Annotated in this window: 15 protein-coding genes; 7 read left to right on the forward strand and 8 right to left on the reverse strand. The window is 73.7% G+C overall.

Annotated elements, in window-relative coordinates; genetic code table 11:
- Positions 1-13: 13 nt before the first annotated feature.
- The gene (locus ACIQIB_RS23995; RefSeq protein ID WP_400658859.1) at positions 14-943 is read right to left on the reverse strand and encodes an NAD-dependent epimerase/dehydratase family protein; all 930 of its coding nucleotides are present in this window, start codon (positions 941-943) and stop codon (positions 14-16) included.
- A 170-nt stretch (positions 944-1,113) separates the two neighbouring features.
- Positions 1,114-1,653 (reverse strand): PTS-dependent dihydroxyacetone kinase phosphotransferase subunit DhaM, encoded by a 540-nt coding sequence (locus tag ACIQIB_RS24000; protein ID WP_400658857.1) that lies wholly within the window; start codon positions 1,651-1,653, stop codon positions 1,114-1,116.
- A gap of 324 nt (positions 1,654-1,977) precedes the next feature.
- On the opposite strand from ACIQIB_RS24000, the gene ACIQIB_RS24005 reads away from it, so the two are divergent.
- From ACIQIB_RS24005 to ACIQIB_RS24015, 3 genes are all read left to right on the forward strand, one after another.
- On the forward strand, positions 1,978-2,217 hold the full coding sequence (locus ACIQIB_RS24005) for a DUF397 domain-containing protein (protein WP_363610667.1): 240 nt from the start codon (positions 1,978-1,980) through the stop codon (positions 2,215-2,217).
- Positions 2,218-3,023: 806 nt separating this feature from the next.
- A complete protein-coding gene (locus ACIQIB_RS24010; RefSeq protein ID WP_400760488.1) occupies positions 3,024-3,518 on the forward strand; it encodes a hypothetical protein in 495 nt (164 codons plus the stop codon).
- A gap of 334 nt (positions 3,519-3,852) precedes the next feature.
- Complete coding sequence (locus ACIQIB_RS24015; protein WP_400760490.1) at positions 3,853-5,052, forward strand: acyl-CoA dehydrogenase family protein; 1,200 nt, start codon at positions 3,853-3,855, stop codon at positions 5,050-5,052.
- Positions 5,053-5,145: 93 nt separating this feature from the next.
- Here ACIQIB_RS24015 and ACIQIB_RS24020 read toward each other — a convergent pair whose 3' ends face one another.
- Positions 5,146-6,357, reverse strand: a complete 1,212-nt coding sequence (locus tag ACIQIB_RS24020; protein WP_363610603.1) for an aminoglycoside phosphotransferase family protein — start codon at positions 6,355-6,357, stop codon at positions 5,146-5,148.
- A gap of 473 nt (positions 6,358-6,830) precedes the next feature.
- Between ACIQIB_RS24020 and ACIQIB_RS24025 the strand changes: the two genes are divergently transcribed.
- Positions 6,831-8,312, forward strand: coding sequence for a hypothetical protein (locus tag ACIQIB_RS24025; RefSeq protein ID WP_363610605.1), 1,482 nt, complete (start codon positions 6,831-6,833; stop codon positions 8,310-8,312).
- A gap of 103 nt (positions 8,313-8,415) precedes the next feature.
- On the opposite strand, the gene ACIQIB_RS24030 is transcribed toward ACIQIB_RS24025, so the two are convergent.
- Positions 8,416-8,910 carry a hypothetical protein gene (locus ACIQIB_RS24030; RefSeq protein WP_400760492.1) on the reverse strand — a complete coding sequence of 165 codons (495 nt, stop codon included), beginning with the start codon at positions 8,908-8,910 and terminating at the stop codon, positions 8,416-8,418.
- Positions 8,911-9,200: 290 nt separating this feature from the next.
- Between ACIQIB_RS24030 and ACIQIB_RS24035 the strand changes: the two genes are divergently transcribed.
- Positions 9,201-10,709 carry a HEAT repeat domain-containing protein gene (locus tag ACIQIB_RS24035; RefSeq protein WP_363610609.1) on the forward strand — a complete coding sequence of 503 codons (1,509 nt, stop codon included), beginning with the start codon at positions 9,201-9,203 and terminating at the stop codon, positions 10,707-10,709.
- Between the two features lie 94 nt (positions 10,710-10,803).
- Here ACIQIB_RS24035 and ACIQIB_RS24040 read toward each other — a convergent pair whose 3' ends face one another.
- From ACIQIB_RS24040 to ACIQIB_RS24055, 4 genes are all read right to left on the reverse strand, one after another.
- On the reverse strand, positions 10,804-11,646 hold the full coding sequence (locus ACIQIB_RS24040; RefSeq protein WP_400658908.1) for an undecaprenyl-diphosphate phosphatase: 843 nt from the start codon (positions 11,644-11,646) through the stop codon (positions 10,804-10,806).
- A gap of 236 nt (positions 11,647-11,882) precedes the next feature.
- Positions 11,883-12,587 carry a class I SAM-dependent methyltransferase gene (locus ACIQIB_RS24045; RefSeq protein WP_400760494.1) on the reverse strand — a complete coding sequence of 235 codons (705 nt, stop codon included), beginning with the start codon at positions 12,585-12,587 and terminating at the stop codon, positions 11,883-11,885.
- Between the two features lie 163 nt (positions 12,588-12,750).
- Positions 12,751-13,089: a hypothetical protein gene (locus ACIQIB_RS24050; protein ID WP_363610615.1), complete on the reverse strand. Its 339-nt coding sequence runs from the start codon at positions 13,087-13,089 to the stop codon at positions 12,751-12,753.
- Positions 13,073-13,438 carry a hypothetical protein gene (locus tag ACIQIB_RS24055; RefSeq protein ID WP_363610617.1) on the reverse strand — a complete coding sequence of 122 codons (366 nt, stop codon included), beginning with the start codon at positions 13,436-13,438 and terminating at the stop codon, positions 13,073-13,075. Before ACIQIB_RS24055 ends, ACIQIB_RS24050 begins: the two co-directional genes overlap by 17 nt.
- A gap of 493 nt (positions 13,439-13,931) precedes the next feature.
- Between ACIQIB_RS24055 and ACIQIB_RS24060 the strand changes: the two genes are divergently transcribed.
- Both ACIQIB_RS24060 and ACIQIB_RS24065 read left to right on the forward strand, forming a co-directional pair.
- Positions 13,932-14,159 (forward strand): hypothetical protein, encoded by a 228-nt coding sequence (locus ACIQIB_RS24060; protein ID WP_363610619.1) that lies wholly within the window; start codon positions 13,932-13,934, stop codon positions 14,157-14,159.
- Between the two features lie 811 nt (positions 14,160-14,970).
- On the forward strand, positions 14,971-15,918 hold the full coding sequence (locus ACIQIB_RS24065) for an aminoglycoside phosphotransferase family protein (protein ID WP_400658845.1): 948 nt from the start codon (positions 14,971-14,973) through the stop codon (positions 15,916-15,918).
- Positions 15,919-16,036: the final 118 nt, after the last annotated feature.

The raw sequence follows: 16,036 nt of genomic DNA on the forward strand, positions 1-16,036 counted from the left end.
GGCAGCCCTGCCCTCAGAGCGTGCGGAACCACTCCGCGGTCCGCTCCAGGCCCTCGCGCAGCGGCACCGGCCGGACGTCCGGAAACAGCTCGCGCAGCCGGGAGTTGTCGGCCTGCGAGTCCCGGACGTCGCCGGGCCGGGGATCGGTGTGGTCCACCTCGACCGGGTGGCCGAGCACCGACTCCAGCTCGCCGACCAGCTCCAGCAGCGAGGTACGGGCGCCGAAGGCCAGGTTCACCGGGTCGGCGTGCACCACCCGGCGCAGCACCGCCTCGGTGATCACCCGGGTGACGGTGCCGACATAGGTGAAGTCCCGGCTCTGGCCGCCGTCCCCGTGGACGGTCAGCGGCCGGCCGGCCAGTGCCGCGTCCAGGAAGGCCGGCACCACGGCGGCGTACGCGTGTCCGGCGGGCTGGAGCGGGCCGTACACGTTGAAGAACCGCAGCGGCAGCACGCCGAGCCCGTAACAGTGGTGATAGGCCGCCAGATACGCCTCGGTGGCCAGCTTGCTGACCGCGTACGGGCTCATCGGCGCGGTGCGCATGCTCTCCCGTTTGGGCAGCTCGCGGTTGGCGCCGTACACCGAGGACGAGGAGGCGGCCGCCACGTACAGCCCGCCCGCCCGGCGGGCCGCCTCCAGCACCTCCAGGGTGCCGGTGGCGTTGGCGTGGTGGCTGGCCAGTGGGTCCGCCACCGAGCGGGGGACGGAGGGCAGCGCGGCGAGGTGCACCACCGCGTCGGCACCCGCGAACGCCTCGTCCAGCAGGGCGGGTTCCAGGATGCTGCCCTCGTAGAGCGTGGCGTCGAGGCCCGCCAGAGTGGCCTTGCTGCCGGTGGAAAGGTCGTCCACGACCCGGACCTGGACCACCTCCGGGCGGGTCAGCAGGGCCCGGACCAGATTGGCCCCGATGAATCCGGCTCCGCCGGTGACGACCACGCGCATGGCTGAGGTTCCCCCCTGACAACCGCCCGGCCCGCTCGGCCGGCCCTGCGCCGATGGTAGCCGGGCGGTCACCCCCCGTGGGGTGGAACGCTCCACCCCGGCCCCACCCCGGCCCCGGAGCGGCCCCAGGACAGTGCGGGACGCCCGGCGGGGCCGGGCGGACGCCGGGTTCAGCCCTTGTGCTGGCGGTAGGCCTCCTCCGCCGCGTCCAGGACGGCGGTCAGGTCGCCTCCGGCGGTGGCGGTCGCCACCGCGGCCACCGCGCCCTCCACGAACGGCGCGTCGGCGAAGCGGACCGGGAACGGCAGCCCGTGCTCGTCCGCGTCGGCGAGCAGGGCGCGCACGGTGGAGACCGCGCTGCCCAGGTCGGCGAGCACCACCACGCCATGGCCCTGGTCGACCCGGCGGGTGGCGGCGGCCACCAGCACAGCGCTGATGCCGGGGCCGGAGACCAGGTCGCCGCCGGTGCCGACGACCGGGGCGGGGGAGTCGGCGTCGACCAGGGCCAGTGCCAGGGCGCGGACGGCGGCGGCCAGCTCCTGGCTGTGCGAGACCAGGACGATCCCGACCCGGCCGTGCGCGGGCGGCCGGCCCCGCGCCGGCCGGGGCAGCGGGGTGCGCGTGGGTGGGGTGCGGGGCGCCGGAGGGTGGGCCGAGGGTGCGTCGGAGATGGGGATGACATCGGCGCGGGTGCCGTCCCGGCGGCTCATCGGCTGCTCCTGGGGGCGTTCGGTCGGGGCTTCCCACACTCTGGCAGCTGACCGCCGCCCCGGACTCCGGGACACGCCCCGGAGCCGCCCCGGCGGGGCTCCGGCGCGCCTCCGGCGGCCGGGCGGGATTCCGTACACCGGGCCTCCGGCCGGGCCGGCCGGGTCCGCGGGGCGGGCCTGCGGACCCGGCCCGGGCGGGGGAGCCCGGTCAACCGTCGGGGCGGTCCCGGTCAACCCGCTGACCGGGGCGACGCGGGGTGGTTAGGCTGGCCCCGACAAGCCGTCGGGAGGAGAGCAGTAGTGGCAGCCAACATCGGGACTGACGTGGAGACGGCCGGAGCGGCGCAGGAGTTCGCGCCGAGCGGGAAGCCGAAGGTGGACTTCACCGGGGCGACCTGGCTGTGCAGCAGCCAGGGTGTCGGGGACGTCCAGATCGCTTTTGTGGACGGTTACATCGGCATGCGGGACGGCCGCCAGGAGGACGGACCGGTCCTGGTGTTCACACCCGGGGAGTGGCGGGCCTTCGTGCTCGGCGCGCGGGACGGCGAGTTCGACCTCACCTGAGCCCGGGTCCGGGACGGACAGCGGCGGGCCCCCGGTTCGGGGGCCCGTTTCCGTGCTGCCCGCTTCCGGTGCCCCGGGAGGGCGTCTCCCCGGACGGGTGGTTCCTCGAACGAGTGGCTCCACGAACGGGTGTTTTTTGGCCGACCTGACTCGACTGTCCGTCAGATCGTCCCATCTGATCATCTTTTGAGCGTGCGCCGTCATAATTTCTGTTGACTGTTAGACAAACGCAGCTCAGAGTATGAGCACAGGCAGACGCCGTGCCCACCGCCCCCACGCGGCCAGACACGGCGCCTGCTGTGCGGCCCGGCAGCGCTGCCAGGCCTCCTCCCAGTCATCCCCTGCGCACCGGGGTGCGTCGGCCGGTCCCGGCCCACAAGGGGCCGGCAGTCGCCGGGAGGGTGGCGCCGCCGCCGAGAGCGACTCGGCGGCGGTACCGAATGCTCGGGACCCGCACGCCCCCACGCGGCGGCGTCCCGAGCAGATCCGCGGGAGCGACGGGCCGGGGCCCCGCGGACCTTGCTTATGTGGCATGGAACTGTTGGCTTGTGTGCTGTGCTGTGTGCGACGACGAAGCTGGGTGCTCGGCGGTTCGGCACGACGATGTGCACAGTGAGGGATACGCGTGTAGGGCCGCGTTGCGACAAGCCGTCCCCCCGGAGGGTGAAACCCAGAGCGGCTGTCGTGCTGAACCGAACGTAGCCCGGACGGTTGCTCAGAGTCAACATTGGTCTCTGAGCGTGGATCTCCGTCCGGCGCCCCACCCACCCTGCGAAGGCGGTGTGCCGGGCACGTACGATGTTCCCATGTCTTTTCTCCGCCGTCGCTCCGGACAGCCCGCCGGCCCGGACTTCGACGTGCTCGCGATGGACCCGGGCGACTGGCCCGGTGACTTCGGTGCGGCCATGATGACCGGCCCGGACGGCTCCTGCCAGGGAATTTTCCTGCGCTACGACCTGTTCGGCGGCAGAGGCCCGGCGATGTTCATCGGCAACCTCCCCGAGGGCTCGCCGGCCCGCGACACCGGGGACGGCGTGCCCTTCGAGATCCGGCAACTGCTCGCGGCGCTGGAGAACGAAGAACCGGTCGAGTTCGTCTCCGCCGAGGACTTCCCGGTGATGCTCGGGGACGACCTCCTGATCGTGAAGAAGGTCAAGGTCAGCGAGGGTCGGGTGTTCTGCTCCCAGTTCGGGCGCAGCGACGGCGTGCAGGTCACCATCGCCTCCTGGGACCGACCGATTTCGGACGACCTCTACCAGCTGCTCAAGCCGCTGCCGGCGGACATGTTCCACCAGGGCTGATCCGGCCGCCCCCGGGCCGGGCACCGGCCGGGGCCCTGGCCGCTGCTTGACGGTTTCGATCACGGCTTCGTACAGTCGCGAACATGTCGTGCCGTCTCCCGCTGCTGCTGACCCGCCGCAGCTATCTGGACCTGCGGCGCACCGCCAGCGCGGCGTGTCCGGGCCGCTGAGGGGGATTCGTCCCCGCGGCGGTGGGCGGGCGGCCGAGTGGCCGACGCCGATCCGGGGGCGGCGTTTCCGCTGGTCTCCCGGGCCGCCAACCGGTACCGCGCGCCCTTCCGGCGTGCCGCCCGCAGTTGCCGAGCCCACGCTGCCGCCCGGAGGCACCAGCACCATGACCACCATCGCTGCCGACCAGCCGTCCGTCGCCACCGCCCTCGCCGGGCTGCCCCGGGTGGTCGATCTGCTCGCCGCCCGCGCGGAGGAGCACGACCGCGACGCCACCTTCCCGTACCAGGGCATCGAGGCGGTGCACGAGGCCGGGCTGCTCACCCTCACCGTCGCCCAGCGGTACGGCGGCGCGGGCGGCACGCTCGCCGACACCGTCCGGGTGCTCGCCCAACTCGGGCGCGGGGACGCCTCGGTGGCCGTGGTCACGGCGTTCACCCTGCTCCAGCACGCCGAACAGGCCCGGGTGGCGAACTGGCCGCCGGCCGGCTACCGGAGGCTGCTCACCGAGTCCCGGCGCGGTCCGGCGCTGGTCAACACCCTGCGCGCGGAGCCCGGTTCGCAGAGCGGGGAACCGCCCGCCACGGTCGCCAGGCGGGACGGCGACGGCTGGCTGCTCAGTGGCCGGAAGGCGTACTGTGCCGGCGCGGAGGCGCTGGCCTGGATGGCCGTCACCGCGCGGACCGACGAACCGGTGCCCCGGGTCGGCACCTTCCTGGTGCGCGGCGAGAGCGAGGGCATCGAGATCGACCCGACCTGGGACCAGCTCGGCCTGAGGGCCAGCGCCAGCCACGACGTGGTGCTGGACGCCGTCCGGGTGCCGGTCGAGCTCGCGCTGGGGCTCACCGGGCCGAAATCGGGCGCGAGTTCGACGGTCGCTCCGGTGTCCGGCGCGGTACCGCCCGGCGAACTCACCCGCGCCTGGCACGATCTGGCTCTTTCCGCCGTCGCCGTCGGAGTGGCCCGCTCGGCGCAGGACTGGCTGGTTCGTTTCCTCAAGCAGCGCACCCCGGCCAACCTGACCGAGCCGCTCGGCAGCCTGCCCCGCTACCGCTGTGCGCTCGGCGAGATCGAGGCCCAGCTGATCGGCGCGGAGGAGCTGGTCGGCGGACTGGCCCCGCGGGTGGACCGGGCCGACCCGGAGGCGGTGGCCCGGACCGGACCGGCCCATCTGCTGGCCACCCGCGCGGCCGTATCGGCCGTCCAGCAGGCGGTTTCGCTCACCGGCAACCCCGGTCTGAGCCGGCGTCATCCGCTGGAGCGCTACCTGCGGGACGTGCTGAGCAGCCGGGTGCACTTCGCCCCGGACGAGGCCATCCTGGACAGGGCCGGGCGAGCCGCCCTGGAGCGCGGTACCAGGGCCTGACGCCCCCTGGCCCGAAACCCCCCTTGGGGGGGAGCCGGCGTCGCCTCAGCCGACGCCGGCTCCGGTCCATGTCCCGCCCCGTCCGCGGCCGCCTCAGCGGGTGCCGACGGCGGCCCGGACGGCCCGGCGGGCCAGCGCGGCGTCGTCGTACAGCCGGCGGATCATGATCCGCTGCTCCTCGCCGGCGCCCGGCACGTCGTACAGCCGGATCTCCCGCATGAGCACCAGCACCAGGTTGACCAGGAACGCGTCCCGGGCCATCGTGCCGCCGCTCTGCGCGAGTTGGCTGATCTGGCGGCGGGCGGCGGTGTCCCCGGAGAGCACGCTCCACAGCACCGCCAGGTCGTAGCCCGGCAGGTACCAGCCGGCCTGCTCCCAGTCGACCAGCACCGGCCCGGACGGTGCCAGCAGCATGTTGCTGAGCAGGGCGTCGCCGTGGCAGAGCTGGAGCGGGGTGTGGCTCAGGCCGTGCAGCAGCCCGCGCAGATCGCCGGCGTCCCGGTCGGTGAGCTGGCCCACCGAGTGGTACCGGGCGATCTCCAGCTGGTAGTCCATCCTCGGCTGGAACACGTCCGTCGGCGGCCGCCACAGGTTGAGCGTGCGGACGGCGGTGAGCAGCGCCCGTACCTCGCCCGGGGTGGGCGCGTTGACCGGGTGGCGCTCCCGGGCGGCCGGGCGGCCGGGCACGCGCTCCATGACGAGCACGCAGCGGTCGTGGTCGGCCGCGACCAGCCGGGGCAGCCGGACCGGCGGACGGTGCCGGACGAAGGCCCGGTAGACCGCGACCTCGTGGTGGAAATCGGCCACCAGCTGCTCGAAGTACTCACTCCGCACCGCCTGCGGGGCCAGGCACTTGGCCACCACCGGGGCCCGCCCGATGGTGCCGGCCACCAGGATGTGGCGGCTGCCCTCCCGCAGGACCTGACGCGGGGTGAACGCGGGACATATCCGCGCGACACCGGCCAGCGCGGCCCGCACCGTCGGGGTCTGCAGCGCCGCCGGGTCGATCCGCTCGGCCGTGCCGGGCTGGCCGGGCCGGTGCGGCCGCAGCAGCCGGCCGTCGGTCGGGCGGGCGCCCGGGATCCGGGCGCCGGGCGGCAGGACGGTCTCGGGGCCGCGCAGCCCCAGCGCCGTACGGCCGGCGTGGCCCCGCGCGTCCGTGGACCGGCCGTCGGCCCCGCGCGGGGCGGCGGGGCGGCTCGGTGGCGGCACCTGCTTCGGCCCGGGACGGCCCGCGGCTGCGGTGGGGGGTCGCAGCGCGGTGCGGGCCGCGGTCGGCGTAGGGGTGGTCGCTGAGGAGTACATGGGGTGAGGGTGGTCCCTTCCTGTCCGTCGGGCGGGTGTGCCCCGCGGTGCGGGGGAGGGCCGGTGCCGCGAGCTTTCCTGGCGTGACGGCGGCCCTTGGGCGGTGCGGTGGGTGGAACGCGGGCGCCGGGCACGGACGCGGGGCCGGAGCCCCTGCGGCGAGGTGCCGGCCGTCCGCACCCTGGGGAATGCGGTCGGCCGGACTGCCGTGGCCGTGCCCGGCGCCCCCGCGCCACCCGGCCGCGCCACCCCCTCGGGTGAGGACCGGGGACGCCCCATGACACGGGCGGGGGAATGCCCCGACCGGCCCTGGGACGCCGCCCGACCCGAGGGGCGAGGTGGCGCACCTCTACAACACACCCGATCGCCACTGGTTAAGAATGTGGCGGACCCTGGCGAAGCATGGCGAATACTCGCCCGGCACCTGACGGAGCCTCTAGCCTCGAACCAGCCGAGGAACCTGGGGGCTTCACGTGAGCAGGGGACCCAACACCCGACTCGCCGATCTGTTCGTCCTGACCGGATGGTCCAAGGGCGAACTCGCGCGGCTGGTCAACCGGAGGGGTGCCGCGATGGGACAGCAGCAGCTGTCCACCGACACCTCGAGGGTGCGGCGGTGGATCGAGCACGGGGAGATCCCGCGCGATCCGGTGCCGCGGGTACTGGCGTCCGTGTTCACGGAGCGGCTCGGCCGTGTCGTCACCACTGAGGACCTCGGTCTGGAACGACACCGGCCCACCAGGACCGGAGCGGCGCAGTCCGCAGCAGTGCCATGGGAGCCGGATCGAACGGCCGCGGTCCTCACCGAGTTCACGGGAATGGACCTCATGCTGAACCGACGTGGATTGGTGGGTGCGGGTGCCGCGCTCACGGCCGGGGCGGCCATCGCCGACTCCTTGAAGGGCTGGTTGGGCGGGGACGCGGTCGCCTACGCGGCCTCGGTGCCGGGCCCCCGCCAGATGATCACCCAGGGCGGTGTTCGCCCGGTGGTCGACGTGTACGACGCGGGCCCGGTCGGGCTCGACGAGGTGGAGGCGCTGGAGCGCTCGGTCCAGGTGTTCCGGGCCTGGGACGCGGCGCGCGGCGGCGGACTTCAGCGCAAGGCCGTGGTCGGCCAGCTCAACGAGGTGGGCGGGTTGTTGACGCACCGCCACAGTCCGCCGGTGGAACGGCGGTTGTGGCTGGTCGCGGCCAACCTGGCGGTGCTCGCCGGGTGGATGTCGCACGACGTCGGCCTCGAACCGACCGCCCAGAAGTACTTCATGATCGCCGCCGAGTCCGCCAAGGAGGCCGGGGACCGCCCCCGGGCTGGCGAGGCGATCTCCCGGGCCGCCCGGCAGATGGTCCACCTGGGCCGGGCCGACGACGCGCTCGACCTGATGGCGGCAGCCAAGGCGGGCGGTGGCCGGGCGCTGCCCAGGACCCGGGCCATGCTGAACACCGTGGAGGCTTGGGCACACGCCTCGATCGGGCACTCGCAGGACACCTGGCGGCTGCTCGGCGAGGCCGAGGAGCTGTTCGCCGAGGACGTGTCCGAGCCACCGCCGTCCTGGATGCAGGTGTTCGACGAGGCCGAGCTGCGCGGGATGCAGGCGCTGGTGCTGCGCACCCTCGCCGAGCACGACCCGGTGGCCGCCCCGCAGGCCAGACAGCAGGCCGAGCGGGTGATCAAGCTGCGCGAGGGCACCGGACAGCTGCGCTCGGCGCTGTTCGACCGGATCACCCTGGCCTCGGTGCACTGGATCACCGGGGAGCCGGACGCGGCGGAGTTCCAGGCCAAGATGGTGATGAACCTGATCGGCCAGAACTCGTCCCACCGGACCTGGGACCGGCTGCGCGAGATGTACCGGCTGACCGCCCGCTATCGCGGCGTGCAGGTGGTGGACGAGCTCCGGGCGGAGCTGGGGCGGGAGTTGCGGGTGGCGGACGCCAAGCACCGCCCGAAGCTCGCCTGAGCCGGCCTCCGGCCCGGGGCCGGTACCTTCGCCGGCGTGTCCGGTGCTGTCCGGTGTTCTCCGAGCCGTCCCCGGCGGGTCCGTGGCGCCCGGCGGGTCGGGGTCAGACCGGGGTCGTCCCGCCGTCCTGACCGGCCGGCCGGAGCAGCATGCGCAGGGCGGTGACGGTGCCGTCCGCGCCGAGCACGGGCTCGCCCGCGTACTCGACCGTGCCGTGGCCGCCGCCGGGCCGGCGCACCTGCACCGTGCCGACGGCGCAGCGGCCGTGCACCAGCGCGTCGGTCATCATCCGGCGCAGCATCGGCCGGTCCGCCGCGTCGAGCCGGTCGGGCAGCCGGTCGAGGCTGAGCGGACCGTGTCCGGGGTCACACCCGAGCAGCCGGAACGTCTCCGCCGACCACCGGACGTCGTCGGTGAGGAGATCCCACTCGGCCGAGCCGATCTCGGGGCCGGGCGGCGCCTGCGCCGTGCCGTCGGTGCCCGTCGCGCCGTCCGCTCCGCCGTCCGTCCCGCCCCCTGCCGGGCCCTTCGCCGGGCCGCCCGGCCCGGCGGGGGTGCCGGGCGGGCAGGGATCGGGGGCGGGGGCTGGCATGCTCATGGCGGCTCCATCGCTCCGAGGGTGGCGGGGTGCCGGGAAGGCCGTCGGGGGTGGTGAAAAAACTGTCGCACAGCCGCGTCACCCCTGCGGGGGATTTGAACAGATCCTGGCAAAAGTCCCCCGGCATATGCCAGTAAGGCATCGGGGGCCGTCGCCCTGTGTGCGGCGACGTGCGCGAGGCGGTAACCTTCGGTGATTCCGGCGCCCGGGCGCCCACCGCAGTACCGACCAGAGACCCCGGCGACGGAAATCCCGTTGCCACTACGACCGCCGCAACGGATGCTGACCTCATGTTCGAGCCAGTGATAGCGCCCAGTGCCAGCCTCCTCGGCCTCCTTCAGCGAGGCCGCGGTGACGGGCAGCTCCATGCGCTGGCCGCCGACCGCACCGAGGCCATCGCCGCACTGGAGGAGTGCGTCACCAGGGATCCGCGAGCCGATTGGCAGGTCGAGAACCGCTCCCTCTACTACGCGCGCCTCTACATGGAGCTGGAGGCACCGCTCGACGGTATCGAGGACCACCTCCACGACCCGGAGGACCTTCTCGACGACGACGAGGGCCGCACCGGTCTCGCCCTGTCCGTCCTGGGCCACCTCGCCGCGTACGGCCGGCGCGACGCGCTGCTGATGCTGCGCGAGTACACCGCCACCGGCACCAACTGGGCCTGGGCGCTGGACGAACTGGCGCTGAGGGACGACGACCGCGGGCTCCTGCTGCTCGGCACCGCCGTCCTGGACCGGTTCGCGCCGGGCCCCGAGGGCGACGCCGAGCTGCGCGAGTTCATCCGCGGCGCGTACGAGCCCAGGCCCTGGCGGCTCTGGGCCGCGTACCACCCGAGGGTCGCCGCGGCGAGCGAGCAGTCACCCTTCGACCTCTGGCAGCGCCAGCTGAACCGCAGCGGCGTCACCCCCGGCTGGTCGACCGCGGACGTGCTCGCCTGGGCCGACCAGGGAGACCTCGGGGGCCTCGGTGCCGGTGCCTTCGCCCGGCAGCCCGACCGCCCCGAGCCGGCCCGTGACGCCGGCGAGACCGACGGCCCCGACGCCGGGGACCGCCGGGCCGCCGCCGCCGCCCGCTGCCTGGCCGCCGTGGTCCGCCCCGAGGACCGTCCCGCCGTGCTGGAGGCCGCCCGCGGCGGACTGCCGGGGGCCCGCCGGGCCGCTCTGCGCTTCCTGGTCGACCAACGCGACCCGGCCGCCGCCGCCCTGATCGAGGCCGCCGCCGCCGATGTCGACGACCGGATCGTGCGCGCCGCCCTGGAACTGCTCGGCCGGATGCGCGGCCCCGAGGCGCTGGCCCACGCCCGCCGCTGGGCCGATCCGGCCACCGGCGGCGCCGACAGCGCCCTCGGCGAGGCCGCCGTCCAGCTGCTCGCCGACGCCGGCGAGCCCGGCGACGGACCGCTGGTGGTGGCCGGGCTGCGCCGCTGGGTCTCCGTCCGCGGCGTCACCGGTACCGGGCTCGGGTCGCTGGTCGACGGCGCGGGGCGGCTGGCCGCCGCCGAAGCCGTCCCCGTCCTGCGCCATATCTACGGTGAGGCCGCCTCGTCCGAGCTGCGTGGCCGCGCCGCCCGCGCGCTGGCCGTGACCGACGTGCACTTCCCCGAGGGGCCGGCCGTCGAGTGCCTCTGGGACTGCGAGGAGTCCACCCGCGAGCTCGCCGCGCGGCATGTCGCCACCACGGGGGACGCCCGTGTGCTGGAGCGCCTGCGCCGGCTCGCCGCCGACCCGGCCGAGGAGGCCGAGGTCCACGCCGCCGTACGCGGCCGTCTGACCGCCGCCCGCGAGCGCGGTCGCTAGGTTCTCCGCACCGCATACGACGAACGGCCCGGGCGCTTGTGCCCGGGCCGTTCTGCAATGCCGTTCTACCGACGTGTCCGCGACGTCCGCCGCGCTACTTCACCACACCGGCGTCGGGGGCCAGGGTGCCGATGCTCACCAGGGTGATGATCAGAATGCCCAGCAGCACCCGGTAGACCACGAACGGCAGGAAGCTGTTGTTCGAGATGTACTTCAGGAACCAGGCGATCGCCGCGTAGCCGACCGCGAAGGCGATGACCGTTGCCAGGATGGTCGGTCCCCAGGCCGGCGCCGGGCCCTCGCCGATCTTGAACAGCTCCAGCGCGCCGGAGGCCAGCACCGCGGGGATGGCCAGCAGGAACGAGTACCGGGCCGCCGCCTCGCGGCTGTAGCCGAGCAGCAGACCGGCGCTGATGGTGCCGCCGGAGCGCGACACGCCGGGGATGAGCGCGAGCGCCTGGGCGAAGCCGTACCCGACCGCGTGCGGCAGGGTCAGGTCGGTGATCGGCTTGGCGTTCCGGACCGCCCGGCTGCGGTCGGCGACCGCCAGGATCAGGCCGAAGACGATCAGCGTGGTGCCGATGATCCGCAGATCGCGGAGGTTGGTCTCGATGCTGTCCTGGAACAGCTTGCCGAGAATGCCGATCGGCAGGGTGCCGATGATCACGAACCAGCCCATCCGGGCGTCCTGGTGCGAGCGCAGCGCCGGGCGGAACAGCGAGAGCGTCCAGGTCTTCACGATCGAGGCGATGTCGCGGCGGAAGTAGATCAGCACCGCGGACTCGGTGCCGAGCTGGGTGACGGCGGTGAACGCCGCGCCCGGGTCGTCCCAGCCCAGCAGGGCGGAGAAGACCCGCAGGTGGGCACTGGAGGAGACCGGCAGGAACTCGGTGAGCCCCTGGATCAGGCCGAGGACGGCCCCGTGGAACCAGTCGATCACCGGGCACCCGCCGGGGGTATCCGTCGCTCGATGCGCATCAGCGGTCCTTGTCGGTCGGTGCGGGAGCATGCCCGATGGCATGCGCGGGGGACATGCCGACGGCATGCGAACAACCGGTCCCGTCCGGCCCTCGGGCCGCGCGCGGGCCCGGCGCGCGCCTGATGGTACGCGGTGAAGGTGACGACTTGGCGATCACCCCCGCTCCGGGCCCCCGCTCCGGGCCCCCGCCGGGCTCAGCCGGTCCGGTGCGGCACCGGCCGGGCCTGGACCCACGTCCGGTCGTCCGTGAGGTACCCCTCCACGGCCAGCCCGGCGTCCGCCAGCGCCCGCTCGAACTGCTTCGTGTCGAGCGGCCGGGCGCGGAAGGTGTGGGTCCAGCGTGCGTCGGGGAACTCGTACTCGATATGGACCGAGTTCACCCCGTCGCCGACCGGGGTGGCCGACACCACCCGCATCAGCCCGTCCCGGCCGACGGGGCGCTCGCGCGGTACGTTCCGGTACCAGTCCTCGCCCTCCCGCTGCACCAGGACGCTGCCGTCGTCCGCGACGTGCCGGCGGCAGGTCTCCAGCAGCCCCCGGCGGACCGTCGGGTCGCCGGCGTGCACCAGGAACGAGGCGAGCAGGACGACGTCGAAGCGCTCGCCGAGATCCAGGTGCTCGATCGGGCTGCGGACCGTGCGCGCCCCGCGCACCCGGGCCAGCATCTCGGGCGACTCGTCCACGGCCGTCACCGTGAAGCCGCGGTCGAGCAGCGGGTGTGTCATCCGGCCGACGCCGCAGCCCAGTTCGAGGATGCTCGCGCCGGCCGGTACCGCCCGTTCGATCACCTCCGGCGAACCGTCCACCGGCAGCCGGGACCACATCTCGACGGCGCAGCCGTCCGGCGTGATCGCTCCTGGCCCCGTCCCGTCGTATCCATCGCGTCGCTCATCACCCATGCGCCCCATCCGAACACGGGCGGCCGGAACTGGGAAGGGGGTGCCGGGAAGAGGTACGTGGCGGTCCGCTTCCCGGGTGTGCGGGCCCGCGCGCGGGACGGAGCCGCGCCGGTACCGGTCCGATCGGCGGCCGGTACGGGCGCGGCTCCGGTGTGCGGCGCCGCTATCGCCGGCGGTTGCTCCCCTCCGAGGCGAAGAAGAAGCCGAACGCCGCGCTGGCGAGTGCCATCACGGGGGTGAACAGCACCGCGAAGGCCTGGAGCTGCTCGCCGCCGAAGTGGGTCCAGCGGCCGAGCACCAGGGCGATGGTGGGGATCACGGCGAGCAGGCCCATGATCCACAAAAGCCCGACCGCCAGCAGGCGTCGGGTCTGGGACATGTGCTTCTGGTTGTTGACCTCCAACAGGAAGTCGTTGGTGTTCAGCCCGCGCCTGGAGGGCTCGTCGTTCTCGGACAGGACGTGCTGTCCGGGCCGCTCGGCGCCCTCAGAGATCTCGGTCACGGCATCCTTCCTTGCCGGCCTCGCAGTAGAGCCGGGCGATCGGCCCGGACACCGAGGCGACGTCGCACAGGCCGTTGCCGGGGGTCTCGTCCTCGTGCAGGAGCCGCTGCCCCGGCACGAGGGCCGGAATGGTCTGACTGATGATCAACTCTGGATCCTCGGGGGTCGGTTCAGGAACCGACTGGCCCGCGTAGACGTTCACCACGCTGTCTGCTGCGGCCATTCTGGGGCAGCCGAAGTCCAGGCTGACCCGGGTGGAGACCGCGGAGCCGGGCCTGGGGAACAGGTGACGCACGAAGGCGCAGCGGTCCTGTCCCGGCTCGCCGCTGCTCGCGGAGACGGTCGACATGCTGTGGTTCTCCCTCACTGAAGTGCCCGTCGGGGCAGGGGAGCAGCGGCGCAGTTCCCTGCAGCGTGCTGCAGGAGGGATCCTACAGACGGAAGGCGGATTGAATCAACATCAGATCAACATTGAATGTGCATCTTGTGCGTACCAAAGGAGTGTCCCAGGTGTATCTACTTGACATCGCATGTGGGTCTGGGGAGGATTGAACGCATCGCCAGAACTGCAGGGGGAGCACCATGGGTTGTCCCGACCAACAGTCCCGAGCGTTACGGGCCGGTCCTCGGCTATGGCTCGACTCGGTTGACGTGACGGCGTGCCGGCGCGGCGTGTGACGGATGCGGACGCTCTGCAGTCCGTTGTCGTGCGTTTCCGCTCACACGCGGTCCCACCTTGCTCGTGATGGCAGCCAATCAAATGTGCCTGGGTGTGCTGTGTTCACGCCCGGGCTGCGCCGTGGTTCCTATGCTGCGGCGTTTTCGAACGAGGGGCCTGCGGCATGTCCGAGAACACTGAGACGAAAACCTTCACTCGCCTGAGCATCAACATCAACAGCGAGACGGAAGAGGTGTTGAAGCGGCACAAGAAGCGCGGCACCTCCATCACCGAGACGGTGCGACGGGCCATCGCCCTGCTGGACCTGGTGGAGCGGGAGAGCGAGCGCGGGAGCAAGCTCCAACTGGTCGATCGCGAGGGATCCGTCCGGGAACTGCTGCTGCTCGGATGAGCGTGCGGCCCGGGTGGGCGGTGCGGCCGGGAGACCGGGTTCGGCTCCCAGGGACATGACCCGCGCCGGTGTGCTCGGCCAGTGGTGACCGCGGTCCGACGGACTGCGCCATGGGGATGGTGGCGCCAGTTCGCGTGGTCCCTGCCGGCGAGCGCCGCGAGGAGAACGGCCCGAGGGGCGCCGGACGGTTCGGCGCCCCTCGGGCTTCTGTGCGCCAAGAGCTGATCATTCGTCAAGGAATCGCCGAAGAAAGGCCAGTTGGGCACAGAACTCGTTCATTGATGGCCCGAACGTTTTGCCCGAACCGGGTACGCTTGCGGGAAGCTTCTGTTCCGGCCGACCTGCGCCCCGGGCGGCGAGAGCGGAGGCGGACGGGGAGCCGTGTCCCCGACCTGCCCGGCGAAGCGCAGAACTCGCCACACGGCACAGGCCGACCCGATAGGACGGGTCGGCCCGGTCCGAGAGACGGCTCCCTCGCCGGCCTCGCATCCCTGGCGTGCGGACTGCCAGGGGTGCGAGGCCACGTCCGCCCCTCCGTCATTGCTCCGGTCCCTCGCCCGCGGGTGGAGCGTCCGAGTGCCATCCTCCTCCGGAACGGGCCGGAAAACCGTCGTTCGGCGGAACTCGCACCCCGGAAATCCCCCTCTGGGGAAGTGAGTTGGCGATTGCTTGCCGGCGGTCGCGCCGAGCCGGCGGTCCCCGGTGGGGGAGCGGCGGCCCGGAGCGGGTGATGCGGCCGGGCCGATGGCCGCGGCGGGCCGTGTCAGGCTTGCCCGGAAGGACAGCCCGGACGTGCCAGCAGGAGCCCACCATGCCGAAACACCCGCCCGGCCCCGCGCCGATCGATGTCCCCGACGCTCTGGCGGCCTCTCTCACCGCGTTCCTCGGCGAGGCCGGACGGGTTTGGGCGGCCGGGCTGCCGTCACTCGCCGGCGCACTGCTGGAGAGCTGGGAGCTGCGCCCGGACGGCCCGCCCGCGCACGGCGTGGTCGGGCTGGTCGTCCCGGTGCTGCGCGCCGACGGCACGCCCGCCGTGCTCAAGCTCCAGCCCGTGGACGAGGAGACGGCGGGCGAGCCGGTGGCGCTGCGGGCCTGGGCCGGCCGGGGCGCCGTCCGGCTGCTCGCCCACGACCCGGCGTCCGGATCGATGCTGCTGGAACGCCTGGACCCGGACCGCTCCCTGCTCGCCGTCCCCGACGACCTCGCCGCGCTGCGCGTCCTCGCGGAGATCCTGGCCGGCCTGACGGAACGCCAGGCCCCGCCCGGGCTGCGCCGGCTGGCGGACCTCGCCGACGGCCTGCTGGCCGGGACTCCGCCCGCACTCGCCGTGCTGGCGGACCCGGCCGACCGCCGCCTGCTCGCCGACTGCGCCGCGGCCGTCCGCGAGGTCAGGGACGAGCCCGGCGACCGCCTGCTGCACTGGGACCTGCACTACGGCAATGTGCTCGCCCCGGCCGGCCCGGACGGCCGCGCGCCCTGGCTCGCCATCGACCCCAAACCGCTCGCCGGCGACCCGGGCTTCGAGCTTCTCCCCGCGCTCGGCAACCGCTGGGACGACCTCACCGCCACCGGCGACGTTCCGCGCGCCCTGCGCCGTCGCTTCGACCTGATGACCGACGTCCTCGCCCTCGACCGGGCCCGGGCGACGTCCTGGACCCTCGGCCGGATCCTGCAGAACGCCCTCTGGGACCTGGACGACGGCGCCCACGCGATCGACCCCGCCCAACGGGCCGTGGCCGAGGCCCTGCTGGCCCGCTGAGCTGTCTGCTGGGCACCCAGCCGAGCCCTTGCCCGCCGAGCCCCTGCCCGACGGACCGCCCTCGCCGGCGGGCCGTCGGCAGCCCCTTGCCGCCGCCCGGTCGTGATCATCGGGCCGG

This window comes from Kitasatospora sp. NPDC092286 (assembly GCF_044755565.1).
Lineage (GTDB): Bacteria > Actinomycetota > Actinomycetes > Streptomycetales > Streptomycetaceae > Kitasatospora.